Consider the following 16,676-nt stretch of genomic DNA (forward strand, 5'->3'; position numbering starts at 1 on the left):
CTCCCTCTGGGGCGCTCGATCCATTTCGGCGGTTTTCCCCGGAAAGCCGCCGTTTTCTTTTGAAGCCCAGCCATGTCGCGAAGAATGTCGAACAAGCCAGCCACTCAGCAAACGCGCCTTACGGACTGGCTCATCTTTCTGGCGGTGCCGTTCTTTTTCTCCAGCAACGTCATTTTCGGTCGCGGCGTCGTCGGTGAGGTATCGCCCTTCATCGCCGCCTTCATCCGCTGGATCGGATCGACCCTCATCATCGCGCCCTTCATGATCGCCGACTGGCGCAACTGCCTTGCCTTCCTGAGGCGCAAAACGCTTCTCTGGCTCGTTCTCGGCATTCTCGGCATGGGCATCTGCGGCGGCGTGGTCTATTGGGGCCTCACCATGACCACGGCCGCCAACGGCACGCTGATCTACACGACATCGTCGCTGTTCATCATCCTGTTCCAGCGCATCTTTCAGGGCCGCCCCATCAGAAAGCTTGAGGTGGCGGGCATGATCATCGCCTTTGCCGGCGTGGCGGCCATCGTGCTCAAGGGCGATATCGCAGCTCTCCGGCACATGAGCTTCAACATCGGCGATTTCGCCATACTGACGGCGGCCATCGCCTTTGCCGTCTATTCGCTGCTGCTGCGCGAGCCGGCGGCGCGGCAGATGGCGTCCTTCAGCCTTTTTGGTCTGATCGCGCTTTCCGGCGCGCTGGTGCTTCTGCCGCCGGCGGCGCTGGAACTGGCGCAGGGCGGCATGCTGCCCGCGACGCCAATGGCATGGGCGAAGATCGGCGGCATCATCCTGTTCGCTTCGCTGCTTGCCTTTTACTGCTTCACCCATACGGTGCGCGTCTTCGGCCCCGCCACGGCCGGCATCACGCTTTACATGATGCCGCCCGTCTCGATCCTGATGGCCACGCTGTTCCTCGGGGAGACGTTCGAGACCTACCACGCGATCGGCATCGTGCTGGTCACCGGCGGTGTCATCATCGCCACCGCGCCGCTCGGCCGCCGAGCCTGAGCCCATATAGAGAGAAAGGGCCGGGATACCCCCTAGCCCTTGATATTTTGCGTTCCGCACCCAACTATTAGTGGGAAAGGAAGTTCATGCCATGAAACAAAGAGACGCAAAATTCACGCTTGGCGAGATCGTCCGCCACAAGGTGTTTCCGTTCCGCGGCGTGGTCATCGACGTCGACCCGGAATATGCCAATACCGAGGAATGGTGGAACGCCATTCCCGCGGAAATCAGGCCGGATCGCGACCAGCCCTTCTATCATCTTCTGGCCGAAAACGAGGAGACGGAATATGTCGCCTATGTTTCCGAGCAGAACCTCGTCCACGACGAAAACGAGACGCCGCTCCGAAACCCCAATATCGGCCGCATCTTCGACAAGGCGCCGAACGGCGAATGGCGCCCGAAAATGTCAACGGCGCATTGACGCCCGCCAACCATCTCCCCACCCTCCCAGGGACATAAAAAAACCGGTCTGTCACCAGACCGGTTTTCTGTTTTTAGCGCTTACGCTGCAATCAGGGCTTCGGAGCGCCCTTGGCGGCATCCTGAGCGGCTTCCAGCTTCTTGCGAGCCTCTTCAGCCTTCTTCTGCATGCCTTCCTGCAGGCTGCGCTGGCTTTCGGCCAGCTGCGACTGGGTGATCGCCGGGCCGTCAAACGCGCCGGTGAAGCCGGAGAGCGCGATCTTGATGGGGTTCGGCGCGCGGCGGAAGTTGATGGAGGTGAAGACCACCTCGCTACCCTTCTTCAGGGAAGCGATCATGGCGTCCGTCAGCGGAACTTCGGCCGTGCACTTGTCGGGAAGGCAAACGGCGTAGTCGAGCTTCTGGCCCTTGCCGCCGTCGATCTGCATCATCACACCAGGAGGAATGAGACGCGCGGTCGGAACCGAAACCTGTAGCAGCTTGCGGTTGACCTTGCCTTCAACGGTGATGAGGCCGACAGCGGTGATCATCTGGCCGTTCTGGGCGAGAACCACGTTCTGCACGACGCAGACATCGTTGTCTTCCTGCTTGGAGCAGGTTTTGAACCAGCCGAGCGGCGGAGCGCCGGCGCCCTGAGCGGCGGGAGCAGCATCCTGTGCCTGCGAGATGGCCGGAGCGGAAACCGCGCCCAGAGAGAGGACCAGAGCGGACAGAGCCGTCCGGGTGAATGTGTTTGCCTTTTGCATCATAAGAGTTCCGTCTCCTGAATGTCTGCCAGAACAGAACCGTTAAGGCCCTGTTCGTCGATGGCGGTATCCTTCTGCCCGTTCAACTGTCGTTTAAATGAGGCAAATGCGTGACCCGTCTCTTCCGGCCACCCTGTTACATGCCGATCGCGGCGATATCCAGCACTTCTTTAACTTTTTCTTGAGCTGACCCAAGATTTCCCGCGCTTGGATGGGTCGCACCATGTCCGTGTGCTACATATCTGCCAGAATCATGATGATAAACGGTCGTGACGCACATCGGACGGACAGTTGAGACAGGACAGTGACATGCGCAACCTTGCGGCCCTCATCCCCGCATTGTTCCTTTTGGGATCATCCCTGCTTCCCGCCGGGAACGCCCTGGCGCAGCCGCTGCACGGCATTTCCATGCACGGCACGCCGGAGCTCCCCGCAGACTTCAGGCACCTTCCTTATGTCAATCCGGACGTGAAGAAAGGCGGCCGCATTTCCTATGGCGTCGTCGGCACCTTCGACAGCCTCAATCCCTTCGTTCTCAAGGGAATGCGCACCACGGCGCGCGGCGTCTGGGACCCGGAATTCGGCAATCTTCTCTACGAACCCCTGATGCTGCGCTCCAGCGATGAGCCTTTCAGCCTTTACGGCCTCTTGGCCGAAACAGTGGAGTGGGATGAGGAGCGAAGCTTCGTCCAGTTCAACATCAACCCGAAGGCAAAATGGTCCGACGGCGAGCCGGTGACCGCAGATGACGTGATCTTCACCTTCAATCTTCTGAAGGAAAAAGGCCGCCCGCCCTTCAACAGCCGTCTGGACGGGGTGGCGAAGCTGGAAAAGATCGGTGATCGCAGCGTGCGTTTCACCTTCAACGACAAGGCCAACCGCGAAACGCCGCTCATTCTCGCCTCCTCCACCCCGATCCTGCCAAAACATGCGATCGATCCGGAAAAATTCGAACAGGCGGGCCTCGGCGCAGTCGTCGGCTCGGGTCCATACCGAATCAAGACCCTGCGGCCGGGCGAACGAATCATCTGGGAGCGCAATCCGGATTATTGGGGCAAGGACATTCCGGGCAAGGTCGGCTTCGACAATTACGACGAGATCAGCGTGACCTATTTCCTGCAGGTCACCACCATGTTCGAGGCCTTCAAGAAGGGCGATATCGACATCTATCCCGAAGGCGACGCCATCAACGGCACCTCCGACACCTCCCATTGGGGACAGGCTTACAATTTCCCCGCCGTCCATCGCGGCGACATCGTCAAGGACGTCTTCCAGCCGCGCCTGCCGACAGGCATGTTCGGTCTCGTCTTCAACACCCGCCGCGCCGTCTTCGCCGACGAGAAGGTGCGCGAAGGCCTTACCTACGCGTTCGATTTCGAGTGGATGAACAGAAACATTCTCGGCGGCTCCTTCAAGCGCACACAGAGTTACTGGCAGAATTCGCCGCTCGGCGCCTATGGCAATGCCGCGGACGAACGCGAGCTGGCGCTGCTCGGCGACGCGGCTAAGACCATGCCTCCGCAGCTACTGGCCGGCACCTATGCCTTGCCGACCACCGACGCCACCGGTGCGGACCGCAAGGTCCTTAAAATGGCCGTCGACAAGCTGAAAGAGGCCGGATACAGCATCAGGAACGGCAGGATGTCCGACGCCAACGGCCGCCAGCTCGCCTTCGAGATCATGACACAGAACCCCGCTCAGGAGCGCATCGCGCTTGCCTATCAGCGTTCTCTCAATCTGATCGGCGTCGCCATGGGCATCCGCTCGGTCGATGACGGGCAATATCAGGCCCGCTCGAACAGCTTCGATTACGACATGATCATCCGCTCCCTGCCGTCGTCGCTTTCGCCGGGCATGGAGCAGCTCAACCGCTGGAATTCGCTCTCACGCGATGCGCAGGGCAGCTTCAACTATGCGGGCGCCGCCAATCCCGATATTGACCGGATGATCGAAGCGCTGCTGCAGGCGCGCTCGACGGAAGATTTCCAGGCCGCCGTGCGCGCCTATGACCGCCTTCTGGTTGCCGGCCACTACATCATTCCGCTCTATTATATCGGCGCGCAATGGGTTGCGCGCTGGAAATATATCGACCGCCCGGATATGACCCCGATATCAGGCAATCAGAAACAGACCTGGTGGGATGCGCGGGCGCAGTAACCCGCCCCTGCCCGGTCCAGGACAAGGGAAGATAAAGCCATGGAACGCATCGTTATCGACGTCGTATCGGATATGGTCTGCCCCTGGTGTTATCTCGGCAAGGCAAGGCTCGATCTTGCCATAGCCGAGGTGCAGGATGAAATCAGCGTCGACGTGAACTGGCGCCCCTATCGCCTCAACCCGGATTATCCGCCTGAGGGTGTCGACCAGAAAGCAGCGCTGGAGGAAAAGCTCGGCAAGGAGCGTCTGGAACAGGCCCATGCCACGCTGGTGCAGCTCGGCAAGGAAGTCGGCATCCATTACGATTTTGATGCGATCAAGATCGGCCCGAACACACTCGACGCGCACCGCCTGTCGCTCTGGGCGCATTCCGAAGGCCGCGACATCCAGGAGAAGGTCGTGACCGGGCTGTTCAAGGCCAATTTCGAAGAAGGCCGCAATATCGGCGACCACGCCGTGTTGATCGATGTAGCCGAAAAGGCGGGCATGGACGCGCAGGTGGTGGCACGGCTTCTCGCCTCGGAGGCGGACAAGGACACCGTCATCGCTGAAATTGATGCGGCGCAGCAGATGGGCGTGGCCGGCGTACCCTTCTTCATCATCGACCAGAAATACGCCATAAGCGGTGCACAAACGCCAGATGTCCTGATTGCTGCATTGCGGGATATTGCAAAAATCAAGGCGGACGAGCATAGATCGATGAACTGACGGCCAAACCACCGGCGGTTTTCTGCAACTCGATTTCCCCCCGGTGTTTCCGTGTCCGACCAGACCCTGAAAGGCATTCTGCTCGCCTTTGCCGCCTTCGCTGCCTACGCCTGGAGCGATGCCAGCGTTAAACTTATAGAAGGCCAGATTTCGCCGATCGAATCGGCCTTCTTCGGCGCCCTGTTCGGGCTCGTCGCCCTGCCCTTCATCCGCAAGCGCAACGATCGCTGGGTGGATGTGGTGAAGACGACGAACCGTCCTTTGTGGATCATCCGCTTTTTTGCCGCCGGCACCGGTGCTGTCGGCAGCGTGACCGCCTTTACCCATCTTTCCATGGCCGAAGCCTTTGCGCTGATCTTCCTTCTGCCCTCCTTCGTCACCATCATGTCGGTGGTATTTCTGAAGGAACAGGTGGGCATCCGTCGCTGGTCCGCAGTCATCATCGGTTTCCTCGGCGTACTGGTCATCCTGCGGCCGGGCTTCCGTGAACTGGGTATCGGCCATCTCGGCGCCATCATCGGCGGCTTCAGCGGCGCGCTCAGCATCGTCATCTTCCGCGCCATGGGGCCCTCGGAAAAAAATGTCTCGCTTTATGGCGCTGGCGTGCTGGGCTGTCTCACCATCAGCGGCATCGCCATGGTCCCCACCTTCATCATGCCGGGCGGTGAGCAATGGCTGCTGCTGGCGGGATATGGCCTGCTCGGCGCACTTGGCAACGTGCTGGTCATGTATGCCGCCCAATATGCGCCCGCCGCCATGATCGGCCCGACGCAATATAGTCAGATGCTCTGGGCCATCCTTTTCGGTTATCTGATTTTCGGCGACCGTATCGATGGCTGGATGCTCTTCGGCATCGCCCTCATCGTCGGCTCCGGCCTATTGACGCTGATCCGCGAGAAGCAGAGAAAAGTGCCGCTGCCCGCCTCGATCGCCGCAACCGATCAGAACGTGGCCGTCGGCATCACACCGGAAGACGCGACTTAGGTCACAAGAATACGGAACGACCGGCGACATATTCCTGCCGCCGGCGCTCTCAGCTGTCAGTCGCAAACCCTGACCCGATACATGTCGCCCCAAGCGTTCTGTCGCCAGGCAACGTGGCAGCGCGGATAGACGGGTTCATACGCGACCGGCGGGCCATAAACAGGCGCCGCGTAGACGGGAGGACCGTAAGCCGGGCCATAGGCCGGAGCGTAGGCGTAACCCGGGTGTCTTGCACCCGCAATCAGCGCTCCGCCAATGATCGTGCCGGCAATGCCGGCGGCAAGGCCGCGGCCGAAATTATTGCGCGCTTCCGCCTGGCTGGTGGTGGCAATTGTGGTGCCCGCAATTGTCAAAGCAACCAGACCAGCGGTGGCAAACCTGTTGATGTTGGTCCACATCGTCCTGCTCCTTCATGACCCGGCGGCATCTACAGATCCGCCGCACCGGGTATGAAATGCAGATTACGCCCGCGAAAACTACCGGCACATGTCCGTTTAGTTACATCGCTGTAATATGGACGACAGCCCGCACTCTGCCTGCGTCACGGTCAGGAGCGCGCCAGTTCCGCAAGCTGCGTCATGACCATCGCCGCACCCGTCAACCGCTTTTCAGGCGTGGGCAGATCGCGGGTGAGGAACAGGCTGTGATCCGGCCGGATCTTCGCCATCGTGCCCTGCTTGCCGATATAGCCAACAAGCGCTGCCGGATTGGGGAATTCCTTGTTGCGGAACTGCACCACGACGCCCTTCGGCCCGGCGTCCAACTTTTCGACATTGGCGATACGGCAGAGCGACTTGATGTAGACGATCTTGAGCAGGTGCTGAACCTCTTTCGGCAAGGGGCCGAAACGATCGATCATTTCCGCGCCAAAACCGTCGATCTCGCTGATATCCGCAAGCTCGCCGAGACGGCGGTAAAGGCCCATGCGCAGATGCAGATCGGGAACATAATCCTCCGGGATCATAACGGAGGTGCCGACCGAGATTTGCGGCGACCAGCCGCTGTCCTGTACCTGTTCGTCGCCCTTCACTTCGGCAACCGCCTCTTCCAGCATCTGCTGGTAAAGCTCGAAGCCGACTTCCTTGATATGGCCGGACTGTTCTTCGCCGAGCAGATTGCCCGCGCCGCGAATATCGAGGTCGTGGCTCGCCAGCTGGAAACCGGCGCCGAGCGTGTCGAGCGATTGCAGCACCTTCAGCCGCCGCTCCGCCATCGTCGTCAGCACCTTGTTGACCGGCAGGGTGAAGAGCGCAAAGGCACGCACCTTTGAACGACCGACACGACCACGCAGCTGGTAAAGCTGGGCAAGACCGAACATGTCGGCGCGGTGCACGATCAGCGTATTTGCGGTCGGCACGTCGAGGCCGGATTCGACGATGGTGGTCGAAAGCAACACGTCATACTTGCCGTCGTAGAAGGCGTTCATGATGTCTTCGAGTTCGCCTGCCGGCATCTGCCCATGCGCCACCGCCACCTTCAGCTCCGGCACATCCGATTGCAGGAAGGCATGGATATCGGCGAGGTCGGCAAGCCGCGGGCAAACATAGAAACTCTGGCCGCCACGATAATGCTCACGCATCAGCGTTTCGCGGATGACAAGCGGATCAAAGGGCGAAATGAAGGTGCGCACCGCCATGCGGTCCACCGGCGGCGTGGTGATGAGCGACAGTTCGCGCACGCCCGTCATGGCCAGCTGCAGGGTGCGCGGAATGGGCGTCGCAGAGAGCGTCAGCACATGCACGTCGCTCTTCAGTTCCTTCAGCCGCTCCTTGTGCTTCACCCCGAAATGCTGCTCTTCGTCGATGATGAGCAGGCCGAGATTGGCGAAGTTGATACCTGCGCCCAGCAGCGCATGGGTGCCGACGACGATATCGGTCTTGCCATCAGCCACTTCCTTTTTCGTCAGCGTCAGTTCCTTGGAGCCGACGAGGCGCGACGCCTGCTGCACCCGGATCGGCAGGCCGCGGAAACGTTCGGAGAAAGTGCGGAAATGCTGGCGAGAGAGCAAAGTGGTCGGCACCACCACCGCCACCTGAACGCCGTTCATGGCGGCGAGGAAGGCGGCGCGCAGCGCCACTTCGGTCTTGCCGAAACCGACATCGCCGCAGATGAGGCGATCCATCGGCCGGCCTGCACCCAGATCCTCGCGGACCGCCTCGATGGCGTTCAGCTGGTCTTCCGTCTCGTCATAGGGGAAACGGGCGGCAAACTCGTCGTAAAGCCCATCGGGTGCCGCCAGAACCGGCGCGTGCCGCACCAGGCGCGCGGCCGCGATGCGGATAAGCTCGTCGGCCATGTCGAGCAGGCGCTTCTTGAGCTTGGCCTTGCGCATCTGCCATGCGCCGCCGCCCAGCTTGTCAAGCGTGGCTTCCGCCGCATCGGAGCCGTAACGGGAAAGAAGATCGATGTTTTCAACCGGCAAGAACAGCTTTGCATCGTCGGCATAATGCAGTTCCAGGCAGGCGCGCGGCGCACCCGCTGCCTCGATTGTCCGCAGGCCGACAAAGCGGCCGATACCATGCTCGGCATGGACGACCAGCGAGCCTTCGTCCAGCCCCGCCACTTCCGAGATGAAATCCGCACCGCGCTTGCGGCGTTTCGAGCGCCGCACCATGCGGTCGCCGAGAATATCCTGCTCGCCGATTACCGCGAGCGTCCCAGTTTCGAAACCTGCCTCAAGGCTCAGCACCGCCGAGGCCGCCTCGCCCTTGCCGAGCTTCTCCACCTCTTTCAACGAGGCGACCGGCTTGATCTTCTCAAGCCCGTGCTCGTTCAGCACCTGCAGCAGCCGGTCGAGCGAACCTTCCGACCAGCCTGTTATCAGCACCTTCCAGCCCTTGGCCCGGCGCTCGGCAATATGCTTCACCGCCAGATCGAAAACATTGACCCGTTCTTCGCTCTCGCCTTCGGTTGGCGGACGCGCCCAGCGCGGCCCGACATGGGCGTCGAGCGTGGCGACCGGGCGGCCTTCGCTATCCTGCTCGTTGAAGGGTGTCAGACGCACCGCATTGACGGCGGCCAGTGCGGCATCGAAACTCTTGCCGTCGAGATAGAGCTGGCCGGGCGAAACCGGCTTGTAGGGCGCGCCCTGCGTCGATCCCTTGGTTTCGCCGGAGCTGCGGCGCGCATCGTAATAATCAAGCACCAGCTTGGAGCGCTCTTTTGCCGCCTCCCGCGCCGTGTGATCGGTGACGATGCGGAAACCCTCGAGATAATCGAAGGCGGTTTCCAGCTTCTCGTAAAACAACGGCAGCCAGTGCTCCATGCCGGCATAACGGCGGCCTTCGGAGACGGCCTGATAAAGCGCGTCGTCGCGCGTCGCGGCACCGAACAGCGACAGGTAATTCTTGCGGAAACGGCTGATCGTATCCGGCGTCAGCGTCACTTCGCTCATCGGATTCAGATCGAGCGAGCGCGCCTGGCCGATGGTGCGCTGGCTGGCCGGATCGAAGGTGCGGATGCTTTCCAGCGTGTCGCCGAAGAAATCGAGCCGCACCGGCTCTTCCGTGCCCGGCACGAAGACATCGAGAATGCCGCCGCGCACGGCGAATTCACCGACTTCGCGCACCGTCGCCACACGGTCGAAACCGTTGCGCTCCAGCCGTGCGGCGATGTCGTCCATGCGGATCTGGTTGCCAGGCTTCGCCGAAAAGCCGAGGCTCTCGATAATGTCGCGCGGCGCCATCTTCTGCAGCATGGCGTTGACGGTGACCAGCACGATGGCCGGATGCGGTTTCCTGGCGTGGCTGATGAGACCGGAAAGCGCCGCCAGCCGGCGCGCCGAGGTGTCGGCGCTCGGTGACACGCGGTCATAGGGAAGGCAGTCCCAGGCCGGCAGCGTCATGACCGGAATGTCAGGCGCGACGAAACCGAGAATCTGTTCGAGATCTGCGACCCGCTGGCCATCCGACATGACATAGGCGACCGATGTCCCCGCCCGCGCCATATCGGCCAGAAGCAGGGCTTCCATGCCGGAGGGCACATTTCCGATGGTCAGCGGCGTATCTGCCGACGCCACCAGCTTTGCATCGAATCCGGCTATCATGTTTCAGGCCTTCAGGGTTTCGGCGGTGACGAGATCAAAATCGGGACGGTAGGAGGCGATCTTTTCAAACAGCGGTGTCTGGAATTTTTCCGGTATGGCAAGCGCGCCGGTCACCATCTTGACGAGGTCGTTATCCTCTTCCGCCATGATGATCTCAAGCTCATCGAGCTGATCATCGGAAAGCCCGGCAATATTGTCTTCCGCAAATTGCCCGAGCACCAGATCCATCTCGCGAATGCCCCGGTGCCAGCAGCGGTAAAGAATCCGCCGGCGTCTCGGATCGAGGTCGGCACTCGTGCGCACCAGTCCAGTCATCGCATTCACCTTTCGGTTGGCTATTCAACAGGATGTTGACTGCGACCTCCTATAGAACAGGAGGCGAACGCTTGGGAACCGGTTTTTATCGAAATAATGCCACGGCCGCTAAAAACTGCCGGTGATAACCCGCCTTTGTGACCAGCGAAGTCTTGCATAAGCCGTGCCCTTCCCCGATTTTGCTGACCATGCGCCCGGCCATTCTCGATCCGCTGTTTGCTTCCGTCTCCACCCTTGCCGGTGTGGGGCCGAAGCTTGCCGATCTTCTGGCCAAGCTCTTGAGCCGGGAAAACGCCGACGACACCCGCGTGATCGATCTCCTGTTCCACGCGCCGTCCAACGTCATCGACCGCCGCAACCGCCCCGGCATCGCGCTTGCCGCACCCGGCGCCATTGTCACCATTCAGGGACGAGTGGACCGCCACCAGCCGCCACCGCCGGGAAACCGCTCCGCGCCCTATCGCGTCTTCCTGCATGACGAGACCGGCGAACTGGCGCTGACCTTCTTCCGCGCCAAGGGCGACTGGCTGTCCAAGGCGCTGCCCGTCGATGAGGAGGTTCTCGTCAGCGGCAAGGTGGACTGGTTCAATGGCCGCGCCTCCATGGTGCATCCGGATTTCATGGTGAAACTTTCCGAGGCCGAAAACCTGCCACTTGTGGAAGCCGTTTATCCCATGACCGCCGGACTGTCCCCCAAGGTGCTGCGGCGGGCGATCGAAGGCGGGCTATCGAAGCTGCCGGTCTTTCCGGAGTGGATCGATGAAACGCTGAAGACCCGGCAAGGCTTCGGCGATGTCGCTTCGAGCTTCCGTGAGTTGCACGACCCGCGTGACAGCGCCGATATCGAGCCGCAGGCTCCAGCGCGCAGGCGGCTTGCCTATGACGAATTCCTCGCCGGGCAGCTGTCACTCGCATTGGTGCGTCAGCGGCTGCGCAAAGTGGCGGGCCAGCCGATCCGCGCCAAGGGTGATGTCGCCGCAAAAATCCTGTCGCAACTGCCCTTCTCGCTGACACCGAGCCAGAGCGCTGCGGTGAAGGATATTCTGACTGACATGGCCGGCGAAGACCGCATGCTTCGCCTGCTGCAGGGCGATGTCGGCGCAGGTAAGACGCTGGTGGCGCTGATGGCGATGGCAACGGCCGTGGAGGCCGGCGGACAGGCGGTGCTGATGGCCCCGACCGAAATCCTCGCCCGGCAGCACTACGCCACCATTTCCAAGCTCGCTCAGGCCGCGGGCATTACCGTCGAAGTGCTGACCGGCCGCACCAAGGGCAAGGAGCGGCGCGAGATCGAGGAGCGCGTCGCATCAGGTGAGGCACAGATCGTCATCGGCACCCATGCGTTGTTTCAGGACAGCGTGAGTTACAAGAACCTCGTGCTGGCCGTGGTGGACGAACAGCACCGTTTCGGCGTTCATCAACGCCTGCGCCTCACCGCCAAGGGCATCACCCCGCATATGCTGGTCATGACTGCCACGCCCATTCCGCGCACGCTGGTTCTGGCCGCCTTCGGCGACATGGATGTTTCGAAGCTCACCGAAAAGCCGGCCGGCCGCAAGCCTGTCCAGACGGTGACGATCCCCACCGAACGGATCGGCGACATTGTCGAGCGGCTGCGTTCCGCGCTGAAGGATGGCAAGAAGGCCTACTGGATCTGCCCGCTGGTGGAAGAAACGGAAGAATCCGACCTTATGTCGGCGGAGGAGCGGCACGCAGTTCTCTCGCAGATGCTGGGCGCCAATATCGGCCTCATCCATGGCCGCATGAGCGGCCCGGAGAAGGACGCCGCCATGCTCGCCTTCAAGAGCGGCGAAACCCGGCTTCTGGTAGCGACGACCGTGGTGGAAGTTGGCGTCGACGTGCCTGACGCGACGATCATGGTCATCGAACATGCCGAACGTTTCGGCCTTGCCCAGCTTCACCAGCTGCGCGGACGCGTGGGGCGCGGTGACGAGGCCTCCACCTGCATCCTGCTCTACAAAGGCCCGCTCAGCGAAAACGGCCGCGCCCGGCTTTCCATCCTGCGTGACAGCGAGGATGGCTTCCTGATCGCGGAAGAGGATTTGAAGCTGCGCGGCGAAGGCGAGTTGCTCGGCACCCGCCAGTCCGGCACGCCGGGATTCCGCATCGCCAGCCTGGAAGCCCACGCCGACCTTCTGGAAATCGCCCGCAAGGACGCGGCCTACGTCATCGAGCGCGACCCCGAACTGACGGCCCCGCGCGGCAATGCGCTGCGCACCTTGCTCTACCTGCACCGCCGGGACGAAGCGATCCGCTTCCTGCACGCCGGCTGAAAGTGACCTGTCATGAACATGATCGACCCCCGCCGCCCACCACCCGCCTTCCGCAAGGGTTATGCGCTGTGCTCGCCGCAGAATATCCTGCAACCCGAGACATTTGCGAAGAGTGAGAAAAAGGCGATCGGCAAGGCGTTCAAGAAGCCCGGCCGCAAGAAGGCCTGGAGCGAGGCGCTGGAGGCAGGCTGGAGCGTGCGCCTGGTCTATATGCGGCTTTTCGTTCCCGTTTTCCACGCGACCAATGCGGGGACGGAAGTGGATGATCTGGATGACGAGGATTGACCGACTGATCTGAAAGATTATTTGCTTAGAGCGCCGAAGGCCATCGCTGCGAGGTATGGATGATCGTCAGGATTTCGATATCCTGGCCGACACGATAGGCGATGATATAGGAAATGTCGGAAAGCACAGCTTCCCGTGTTCCCTTGATACGCCCGACCCGTCCCATTGCCGGCTGCTGCACCAATGTCGGCCGCCGAAACAATGCGGGAAATCACACGGGCTGCTGCAGCCGGGTTGTCCTTTTCGATATGCGCACCAATTTCATCGAGCCGTCGCAGCGCCCGTAAGGTCCAGAGAATTCTCCGGTCACTCATGACGGCCGGGTGGATTTCACATATTTCCCGACAATGTTTGCGAGGTCCTCAGGCGTCCCGAACTCGCCGCGATCGGCTTCCGCTACACCCGCCTCGATCTCGGCAAGCTGCCACTCCTCGCGTGCAACAAAGTCCTCAATCGCCCGCGCCGCCATATAGGATCGCGACCGATCTAGTTTTTCTGCCAATTGGTCGAGTTTGTCGGCAACCTCATCAGGCAGACGCACCGTGAATGCAGTCATGATCGCAACCCTTCTTGGTTCACAGTGATTATTGGTGAACCACATTGGTTCGTCAACCGCATGGTTTTTCTTCCCTCCGTGAGAATGGAGGGAGGAATCTAGCGCCTCGCGAATGCCTTCAAACCGGCGCGATCATCTTGGGCGGCGTGAAATCGGGCGCCACCAGACCGCCGGAAATCAGCAGTTTCGCCGCATCCTCCGGTGTCATGTCCAGCATCACGATCTTGTTTTTGGGCACGAAGAGCAGAAAACCTGCCGTCGGCACCGGTGTGGGCGGCAGGAAGACGGCGACCATCTGCTGGCCCATTTCGTTGAAACGGTGAGCAAGTTCGCCCTTGGCCTCGGAGGCGACGAAAACCATGGCCCAGGTGCCTGATGATGGAAACTCGATCAGGCCGACCTTCTTGAAGGAGTTCGAATGCTCTTTCAGGACGGATTCGAACAGCTGTTTGATGCTTTTGTAGATCGGCCGCACCAGCGGCATGCGATTAAGGATGGATTCGCCGACGCCGAAAATCCATTTGCCGATGAGGTTATTACCGAGAAAGCCGATGAGCGTGATGCCGATGACGGCGATCAGCAGGCCGAAACCGGGGATTGCCACATCGAAATATTGCTCGGGATCGTAACGGGCCGGAATATAGGGCTTCACCCAGCTATCCGCCCATTGCAGGAAACTCCACACCAGCCACATGGTGATGGTGACGGGCGCGAGGATCAGAACGCCCGTGAGGAAACTGTTGCGCAGGCGGGCTGCGAATGAAATTTTGACTGGAATATCGGTCATTTACCGTTCGGAATTAAGCGTTGTCGCCATCGAAACCCGGATGAAAACCGACAATGCCGGATGGAGTTCCACCATGCAAGCGAAGAACTGTGAAATATTCGTCAGGAATCCCTTCCGCACCCACCCCTTCAACATGGCGAAAACCGAAGCGGCCGTAATAGGCGGGATCACCGACAACGACGCAGCCGGCAGCGCTCAGCCGCTCCAGTGCGGCAAGCCCTTCACGCGCCAGCCGCGAACCGACACCTTCTCCCTGCCTTTCCGGTGTCACGGAGAGCGGCGCGAGGCAGAACCAACCGGTCTCGCCGCCCGACAGCGTCACCGGCGAGAAGCCGACATGGCCGATGACGCCTTCGCTGTCTTCCGCCACCAGTGAAACCGTCAGTGCGCCGGCATTCCGCAGCCGCGCGACGATCAGCTGTTCTGTCCCGCTGCTGTGCTCGGCGTTACGGAAGGCATCTTCCGTAACGCGAGCAATCGCTTCCTCGTCGCCCTGCTGTTCCGGTCGGACAATCATTCCACCGTTACCGATTTCGCCAGATTGCGCGGCTGGTCCACATCCGTGCCCATGAAGACGGCGGTGTGATAGGCCAGCAGCTGGATCGGCAGCGAGAAAACCATCGGAGCAATAAGCTCGTCGACATTGGGCAACGTGATCGTCGCCATCGTGTCGAGCTTGGAGGCGGCGGCCCCCTTCTCGTCGGTGATGAAAATGATGCGGCCGCCGCGTGCAGCGACTTCCTGCATGTTCGAAACGGTCTTTTCGAAGAAGCGGTCATGCGGCGCGATGACGATGACGGGCATATTTTCGTCGATCAGCGCGATCGGCCCATGCTTCAGCTCGCCGGCGGCATAACCTTCGGCGTGGATATAGGAGATTTCCTTGAGCTTCAGCGCGCCTTCCAGCGCCAGCGGGAAGCTGGTGCCGCGGCCGAGATAAAGCACGTCCTTGAAACGCGACAGATCGCGTGACAGCGATTCGATCTGCGGCTGGATGCTGTTGAGAACCTTGCTCATGATGCGCGGCATCTCGGTAAGATGGCGAACCAGCTCGGTTTCCTGCTGAGGCGTGATGGTGCCTCGCGCTTTTCCGGCGGCAACGGCAAGCGAAGCGAGCACGGCAAGCTGGCAGGTGAAGGCCTTGGTGGAGGCCACGCCGATTTCCGGACCGGCGAGGATCGGGAAGATCGCATCGGATTCACGCGCCATGGTCGATTCACGCGTATTGACCACCGCGCCGATCTTCAGGCCCTCCTGCTGGCAATAACGCAAGGCCGCCAGCGTATCGGCAGTTTCCCCCGATTGCGAAATGAACAGCGCGGCCTGCGTGGGAACAAGCGGGATTTCGCGATAGCGGAATTCCGAGGCGACATCGATTTCCACCGGCAGACGCGCGTAACGTTCGAACCAGTATTTGCCGATCAGGCCGGACAGATAGGCCGTGCCGCAGGCGGAAATCGCAAGGCCGGAAAGCTTGGCGAAGTCGATGGCCGTGTCGGCCTGCTTCACGGTCTTGGAGGCGAAATCCACGTAATGGCTGAGCGCGTGGGAAATGACTTCCGGCTGCTCGTAGATTTCCTTTTCCATGAAGTGGCGATGGTTGCCCTTGTCGACCACGAAGGCCGTCGCCTGCGAGATCTGACGCTCGCGCTTCACCGGCTTGCCCGAGAAATCGATGATCTCAGCACCCTGGCGGGTCAAGATGGCACAATCGCCATCCACCAGATAGGTGATTTCGTTGGTGAAGGGCGACAGCGCGATGGCGTCGGAGCCGAGGAACATTTCGCCCCTACCGTAACCGACGGCAAGCGGCGGGCCGGAGCGCGCCGAAAGCAGCGTGCCGGGATCATCCTTGAACATCACCACCAGCGCATAGGCGCCTGTCACGCGGTTCAGCATCTTCAGCATCGCCTCGCGATGGCCGAGACCCTCCCGGGTATATTTCGCCAGAAGCTGCGCCACCACTTCGGTGTCGGTCTGGGTGGTGAAGGTTGCACCCTCGGCGCTCAGTTCGTCGCGCAATTCGGAGAAGTTTTCAATGATGCCGTTATGGACGACGGCAACGCCATCGACGAAATGCGGGTGGGCGTTGGTTTCGTTCGGAACGCCGTGGGTCGCCCAGCGGGTGTGCGCGATGCCAACGACACCAGGCAGCGGCTCTTCAGAGAGCCTTTTCTCCAGATTGAACAGCTTGCCTTCCGCACGGCGGCGGTCCATCGCGCCATTGTCGATGGTGGCGACACCCGCCGAATCGTAACCGCGATATTCGAGACGCTTCAGCGCATCGACAAGCCGTTCAGCAACGGGCTGGGTTCCCACAATTCCGACAATTCCGCACATATATTTCTCCAGACGGCGATCTCTTCGCCGCAAC

General features: G+C 61.0%; 15 protein-coding genes and 1 pseudogene. 7 read left to right on the forward strand and 9 right to left on the reverse strand.

Annotated elements, in window-relative coordinates; translation table 11 throughout:
- The first annotated feature begins 84 nt into the window (after nucleotides 1-84).
- Together AC5I5B_RS08850 and hspQ are read left to right on the forward strand one after the other, a co-directional pair.
- Nucleotides 85-1,005, forward strand: a complete 921-nt coding sequence (locus AC5I5B_RS08850; RefSeq protein WP_080866223.1) for a DMT family transporter — start codon at nucleotides 85-87, stop codon at nucleotides 1,003-1,005.
- 91 nt (nucleotides 1,006-1,096) lie between these two features.
- Nucleotides 1,097-1,426, forward strand: a complete 330-nt coding sequence (gene hspQ, locus AC5I5B_RS08855) for a heat shock protein HspQ (protein ID WP_003508038.1) — start codon at nucleotides 1,097-1,099, stop codon at nucleotides 1,424-1,426.
- Between the two features lie 91 nt (nucleotides 1,427-1,517).
- On the opposite strand, the gene AC5I5B_RS08860 is transcribed toward hspQ, so the two are convergent.
- Nucleotides 1,518-2,174 (reverse strand): invasion associated locus B family protein, encoded by a 657-nt coding sequence (locus AC5I5B_RS08860; protein ID WP_003508037.1) that lies wholly within the window; start codon nucleotides 2,172-2,174, stop codon nucleotides 1,518-1,520.
- A gap of 306 nt (nucleotides 2,175-2,480) precedes the next feature.
- Between AC5I5B_RS08860 and AC5I5B_RS08865 the strand changes: the two genes are divergently transcribed.
- The 3 genes from AC5I5B_RS08865 to AC5I5B_RS08875 are packed head-to-tail and all read left to right on the forward strand — an operon-like array spanning nucleotide 2,481 to nucleotide 6,020.
- Nucleotides 2,481-4,328, forward strand: a complete 1,848-nt coding sequence (locus AC5I5B_RS08865) for an extracellular solute-binding protein (protein WP_020809529.1) — start codon at nucleotides 2,481-2,483, stop codon at nucleotides 4,326-4,328.
- Between the two features lie 39 nt (nucleotides 4,329-4,367).
- Entirely contained in the window at nucleotides 4,368-5,036 is a 669-nt protein-coding gene (locus tag AC5I5B_RS08870) for a DsbA family oxidoreductase (protein WP_060724307.1), read from the forward strand.
- Nucleotides 5,037-5,087: 51 nt separating this feature from the next.
- The gene (locus AC5I5B_RS08875; RefSeq protein ID WP_111792499.1) at nucleotides 5,088-6,020 is read left to right on the forward strand and encodes a DMT family transporter; all 933 of its coding nucleotides are present in this window, start codon (nucleotides 5,088-5,090) and stop codon (nucleotides 6,018-6,020) included.
- A 56-nt stretch (nucleotides 6,021-6,076) separates the two neighbouring features.
- On the opposite strand, the gene AC5I5B_RS08880 is transcribed toward AC5I5B_RS08875, so the two are convergent.
- The 3 genes from AC5I5B_RS08880 to AC5I5B_RS08890 form a co-directional block, all read right to left on the reverse strand.
- Nucleotides 6,077-6,418, reverse strand: coding sequence for a hypothetical protein (locus AC5I5B_RS08880; protein WP_020809531.1), 342 nt, complete (start codon nucleotides 6,416-6,418; stop codon nucleotides 6,077-6,079).
- A 149-nt stretch (nucleotides 6,419-6,567) separates the two neighbouring features.
- On the reverse strand, nucleotides 6,568-10,065 hold the full coding sequence (gene mfd / locus AC5I5B_RS08885) for a transcription-repair coupling factor (protein WP_080866226.1): 3,498 nt from the start codon (nucleotides 10,063-10,065) through the stop codon (nucleotides 6,568-6,570).
- A gap of 3 nt (nucleotides 10,066-10,068) precedes the next feature.
- Nucleotides 10,069-10,380: an FAD assembly factor SdhE gene (locus tag AC5I5B_RS08890; protein ID WP_003508031.1), complete on the reverse strand. Its 312-nt coding sequence runs from the start codon at nucleotides 10,378-10,380 to the stop codon at nucleotides 10,069-10,071.
- Between the two features lie 188 nt (nucleotides 10,381-10,568).
- Between AC5I5B_RS08890 and recG the strand changes: the two genes are divergently transcribed.
- The gene (gene recG / locus AC5I5B_RS08895; protein ID WP_111834541.1) at nucleotides 10,569-12,674 is read left to right on the forward strand and encodes an ATP-dependent DNA helicase RecG; all 2,106 of its coding nucleotides are present in this window, start codon (nucleotides 10,569-10,571) and stop codon (nucleotides 12,672-12,674) included.
- A 12-nt stretch (nucleotides 12,675-12,686) separates the two neighbouring features.
- Complete coding sequence (locus AC5I5B_RS08900; RefSeq protein ID WP_003508029.1) at nucleotides 12,687-12,959, forward strand: hypothetical protein; 273 nt, start codon at nucleotides 12,687-12,689, stop codon at nucleotides 12,957-12,959.
- Between the two features lie 25 nt (nucleotides 12,960-12,984).
- On the opposite strand, the pseudogene AC5I5B_RS08905 reads toward AC5I5B_RS08900, so the two are convergent.
- From AC5I5B_RS08905 to glmS, 5 genes and pseudogenes are all read right to left on the reverse strand, one after another.
- Nucleotides 12,985-13,273, reverse strand: a pseudogene (locus AC5I5B_RS08905) (type II toxin-antitoxin system RelE/ParE family toxin).
- Nucleotides 13,270-13,518: a CopG family ribbon-helix-helix protein gene (locus tag AC5I5B_RS08910; RefSeq protein ID WP_162695542.1), complete on the reverse strand. Its 249-nt coding sequence runs from the start codon at nucleotides 13,516-13,518 to the stop codon at nucleotides 13,270-13,272. Before AC5I5B_RS08910 ends, AC5I5B_RS08905 begins: the two are co-directional and overlap by 4 nt.
- A 115-nt stretch (nucleotides 13,519-13,633) precedes the next feature.
- Nucleotides 13,634-14,302: a DUF502 domain-containing protein gene (locus AC5I5B_RS08915; protein ID WP_003508022.1), complete on the reverse strand. Its 669-nt coding sequence runs from the start codon at nucleotides 14,300-14,302 to the stop codon at nucleotides 13,634-13,636.
- A gap of 13 nt (nucleotides 14,303-14,315) precedes the next feature.
- A complete protein-coding gene (locus AC5I5B_RS08920; protein ID WP_111834470.1) occupies nucleotides 14,316-14,819 on the reverse strand; it encodes a GNAT family N-acetyltransferase in 504 nt (167 codons plus the stop codon).
- Nucleotides 14,816-16,642 carry a glutamine--fructose-6-phosphate transaminase (isomerizing) gene (glmS, locus tag AC5I5B_RS08925; RefSeq protein WP_111834471.1) on the reverse strand — a complete coding sequence of 609 codons (1,827 nt, stop codon included), beginning with the start codon at nucleotides 16,640-16,642 and terminating at the stop codon, nucleotides 14,816-14,818. Before glmS ends, AC5I5B_RS08920 begins: the two co-directional genes overlap by 4 nt.
- Nucleotides 16,643-16,676: the final 34 nt, after the last annotated feature.

The sequence above is a fragment of the Agrobacterium sp. genome, from assembly GCF_059499945.1.

Coding starts and splice junctions, on each gene's coding strand:
- AC5I5B_RS08850 (WP_080866223.1), top strand. CDS start 85: ATGTCGAACAAGCCAGCCACTCAGCAAACGCGCCTTACGGACTGGCTC.
- hspQ (WP_003508038.1), top strand. CDS start 1,097: ATGAAACAAAGAGACGCAAAATTCACGCTTGGCGAGATCGTCCGCCAC.
- AC5I5B_RS08860 (WP_003508037.1), bottom strand. CDS start 2,174: ATGATGCAAAAGGCAAACACATTCACCCGGACGGCTCTGTCCGCTCTG.
- AC5I5B_RS08865 (WP_020809529.1), top strand. CDS start 2,481: ATGCGCAACCTTGCGGCCCTCATCCCCGCATTGTTCCTTTTGGGATCA.
- AC5I5B_RS08870 (WP_060724307.1), top strand. CDS start 4,368: ATGGAACGCATCGTTATCGACGTCGTATCGGATATGGTCTGCCCCTGG.
- AC5I5B_RS08880 (WP_020809531.1), bottom strand. CDS start 6,418: ATGTGGACCAACATCAACAGGTTTGCCACCGCTGGTCTGGTTGCTTTG.
- mfd (WP_080866226.1), bottom strand. CDS start 10,065: ATGATAGCCGGATTCGATGCAAAGCTGGTGGCGTCGGCAGATACGCCG.
- AC5I5B_RS08890 (WP_003508031.1), bottom strand. CDS start 10,380: ATGACTGGACTGGTGCGCACGAGTGCCGACCTCGATCCGAGACGCCGG.
- recG (WP_111834541.1), top strand. CDS start 10,569: ATGCGCCCGGCCATTCTCGATCCGCTGTTTGCTTCCGTCTCCACCCTT.
- AC5I5B_RS08900 (WP_003508029.1), top strand. CDS start 12,687: ATGAACATGATCGACCCCCGCCGCCCACCACCCGCCTTCCGCAAGGGT.
- AC5I5B_RS08915 (WP_003508022.1), bottom strand. CDS start 14,302: ATGACCGATATTCCAGTCAAAATTTCATTCGCAGCCCGCCTGCGCAAC.
- AC5I5B_RS08920 (WP_111834470.1), bottom strand. CDS start 14,819: ATGATTGTCCGACCGGAACAGCAGGGCGACGAGGAAGCGATTGCTCGC.
- glmS (WP_111834471.1), bottom strand. CDS start 16,642: ATGTGCGGAATTGTCGGAATTGTGGGAACCCAGCCCGTTGCTGAACGG.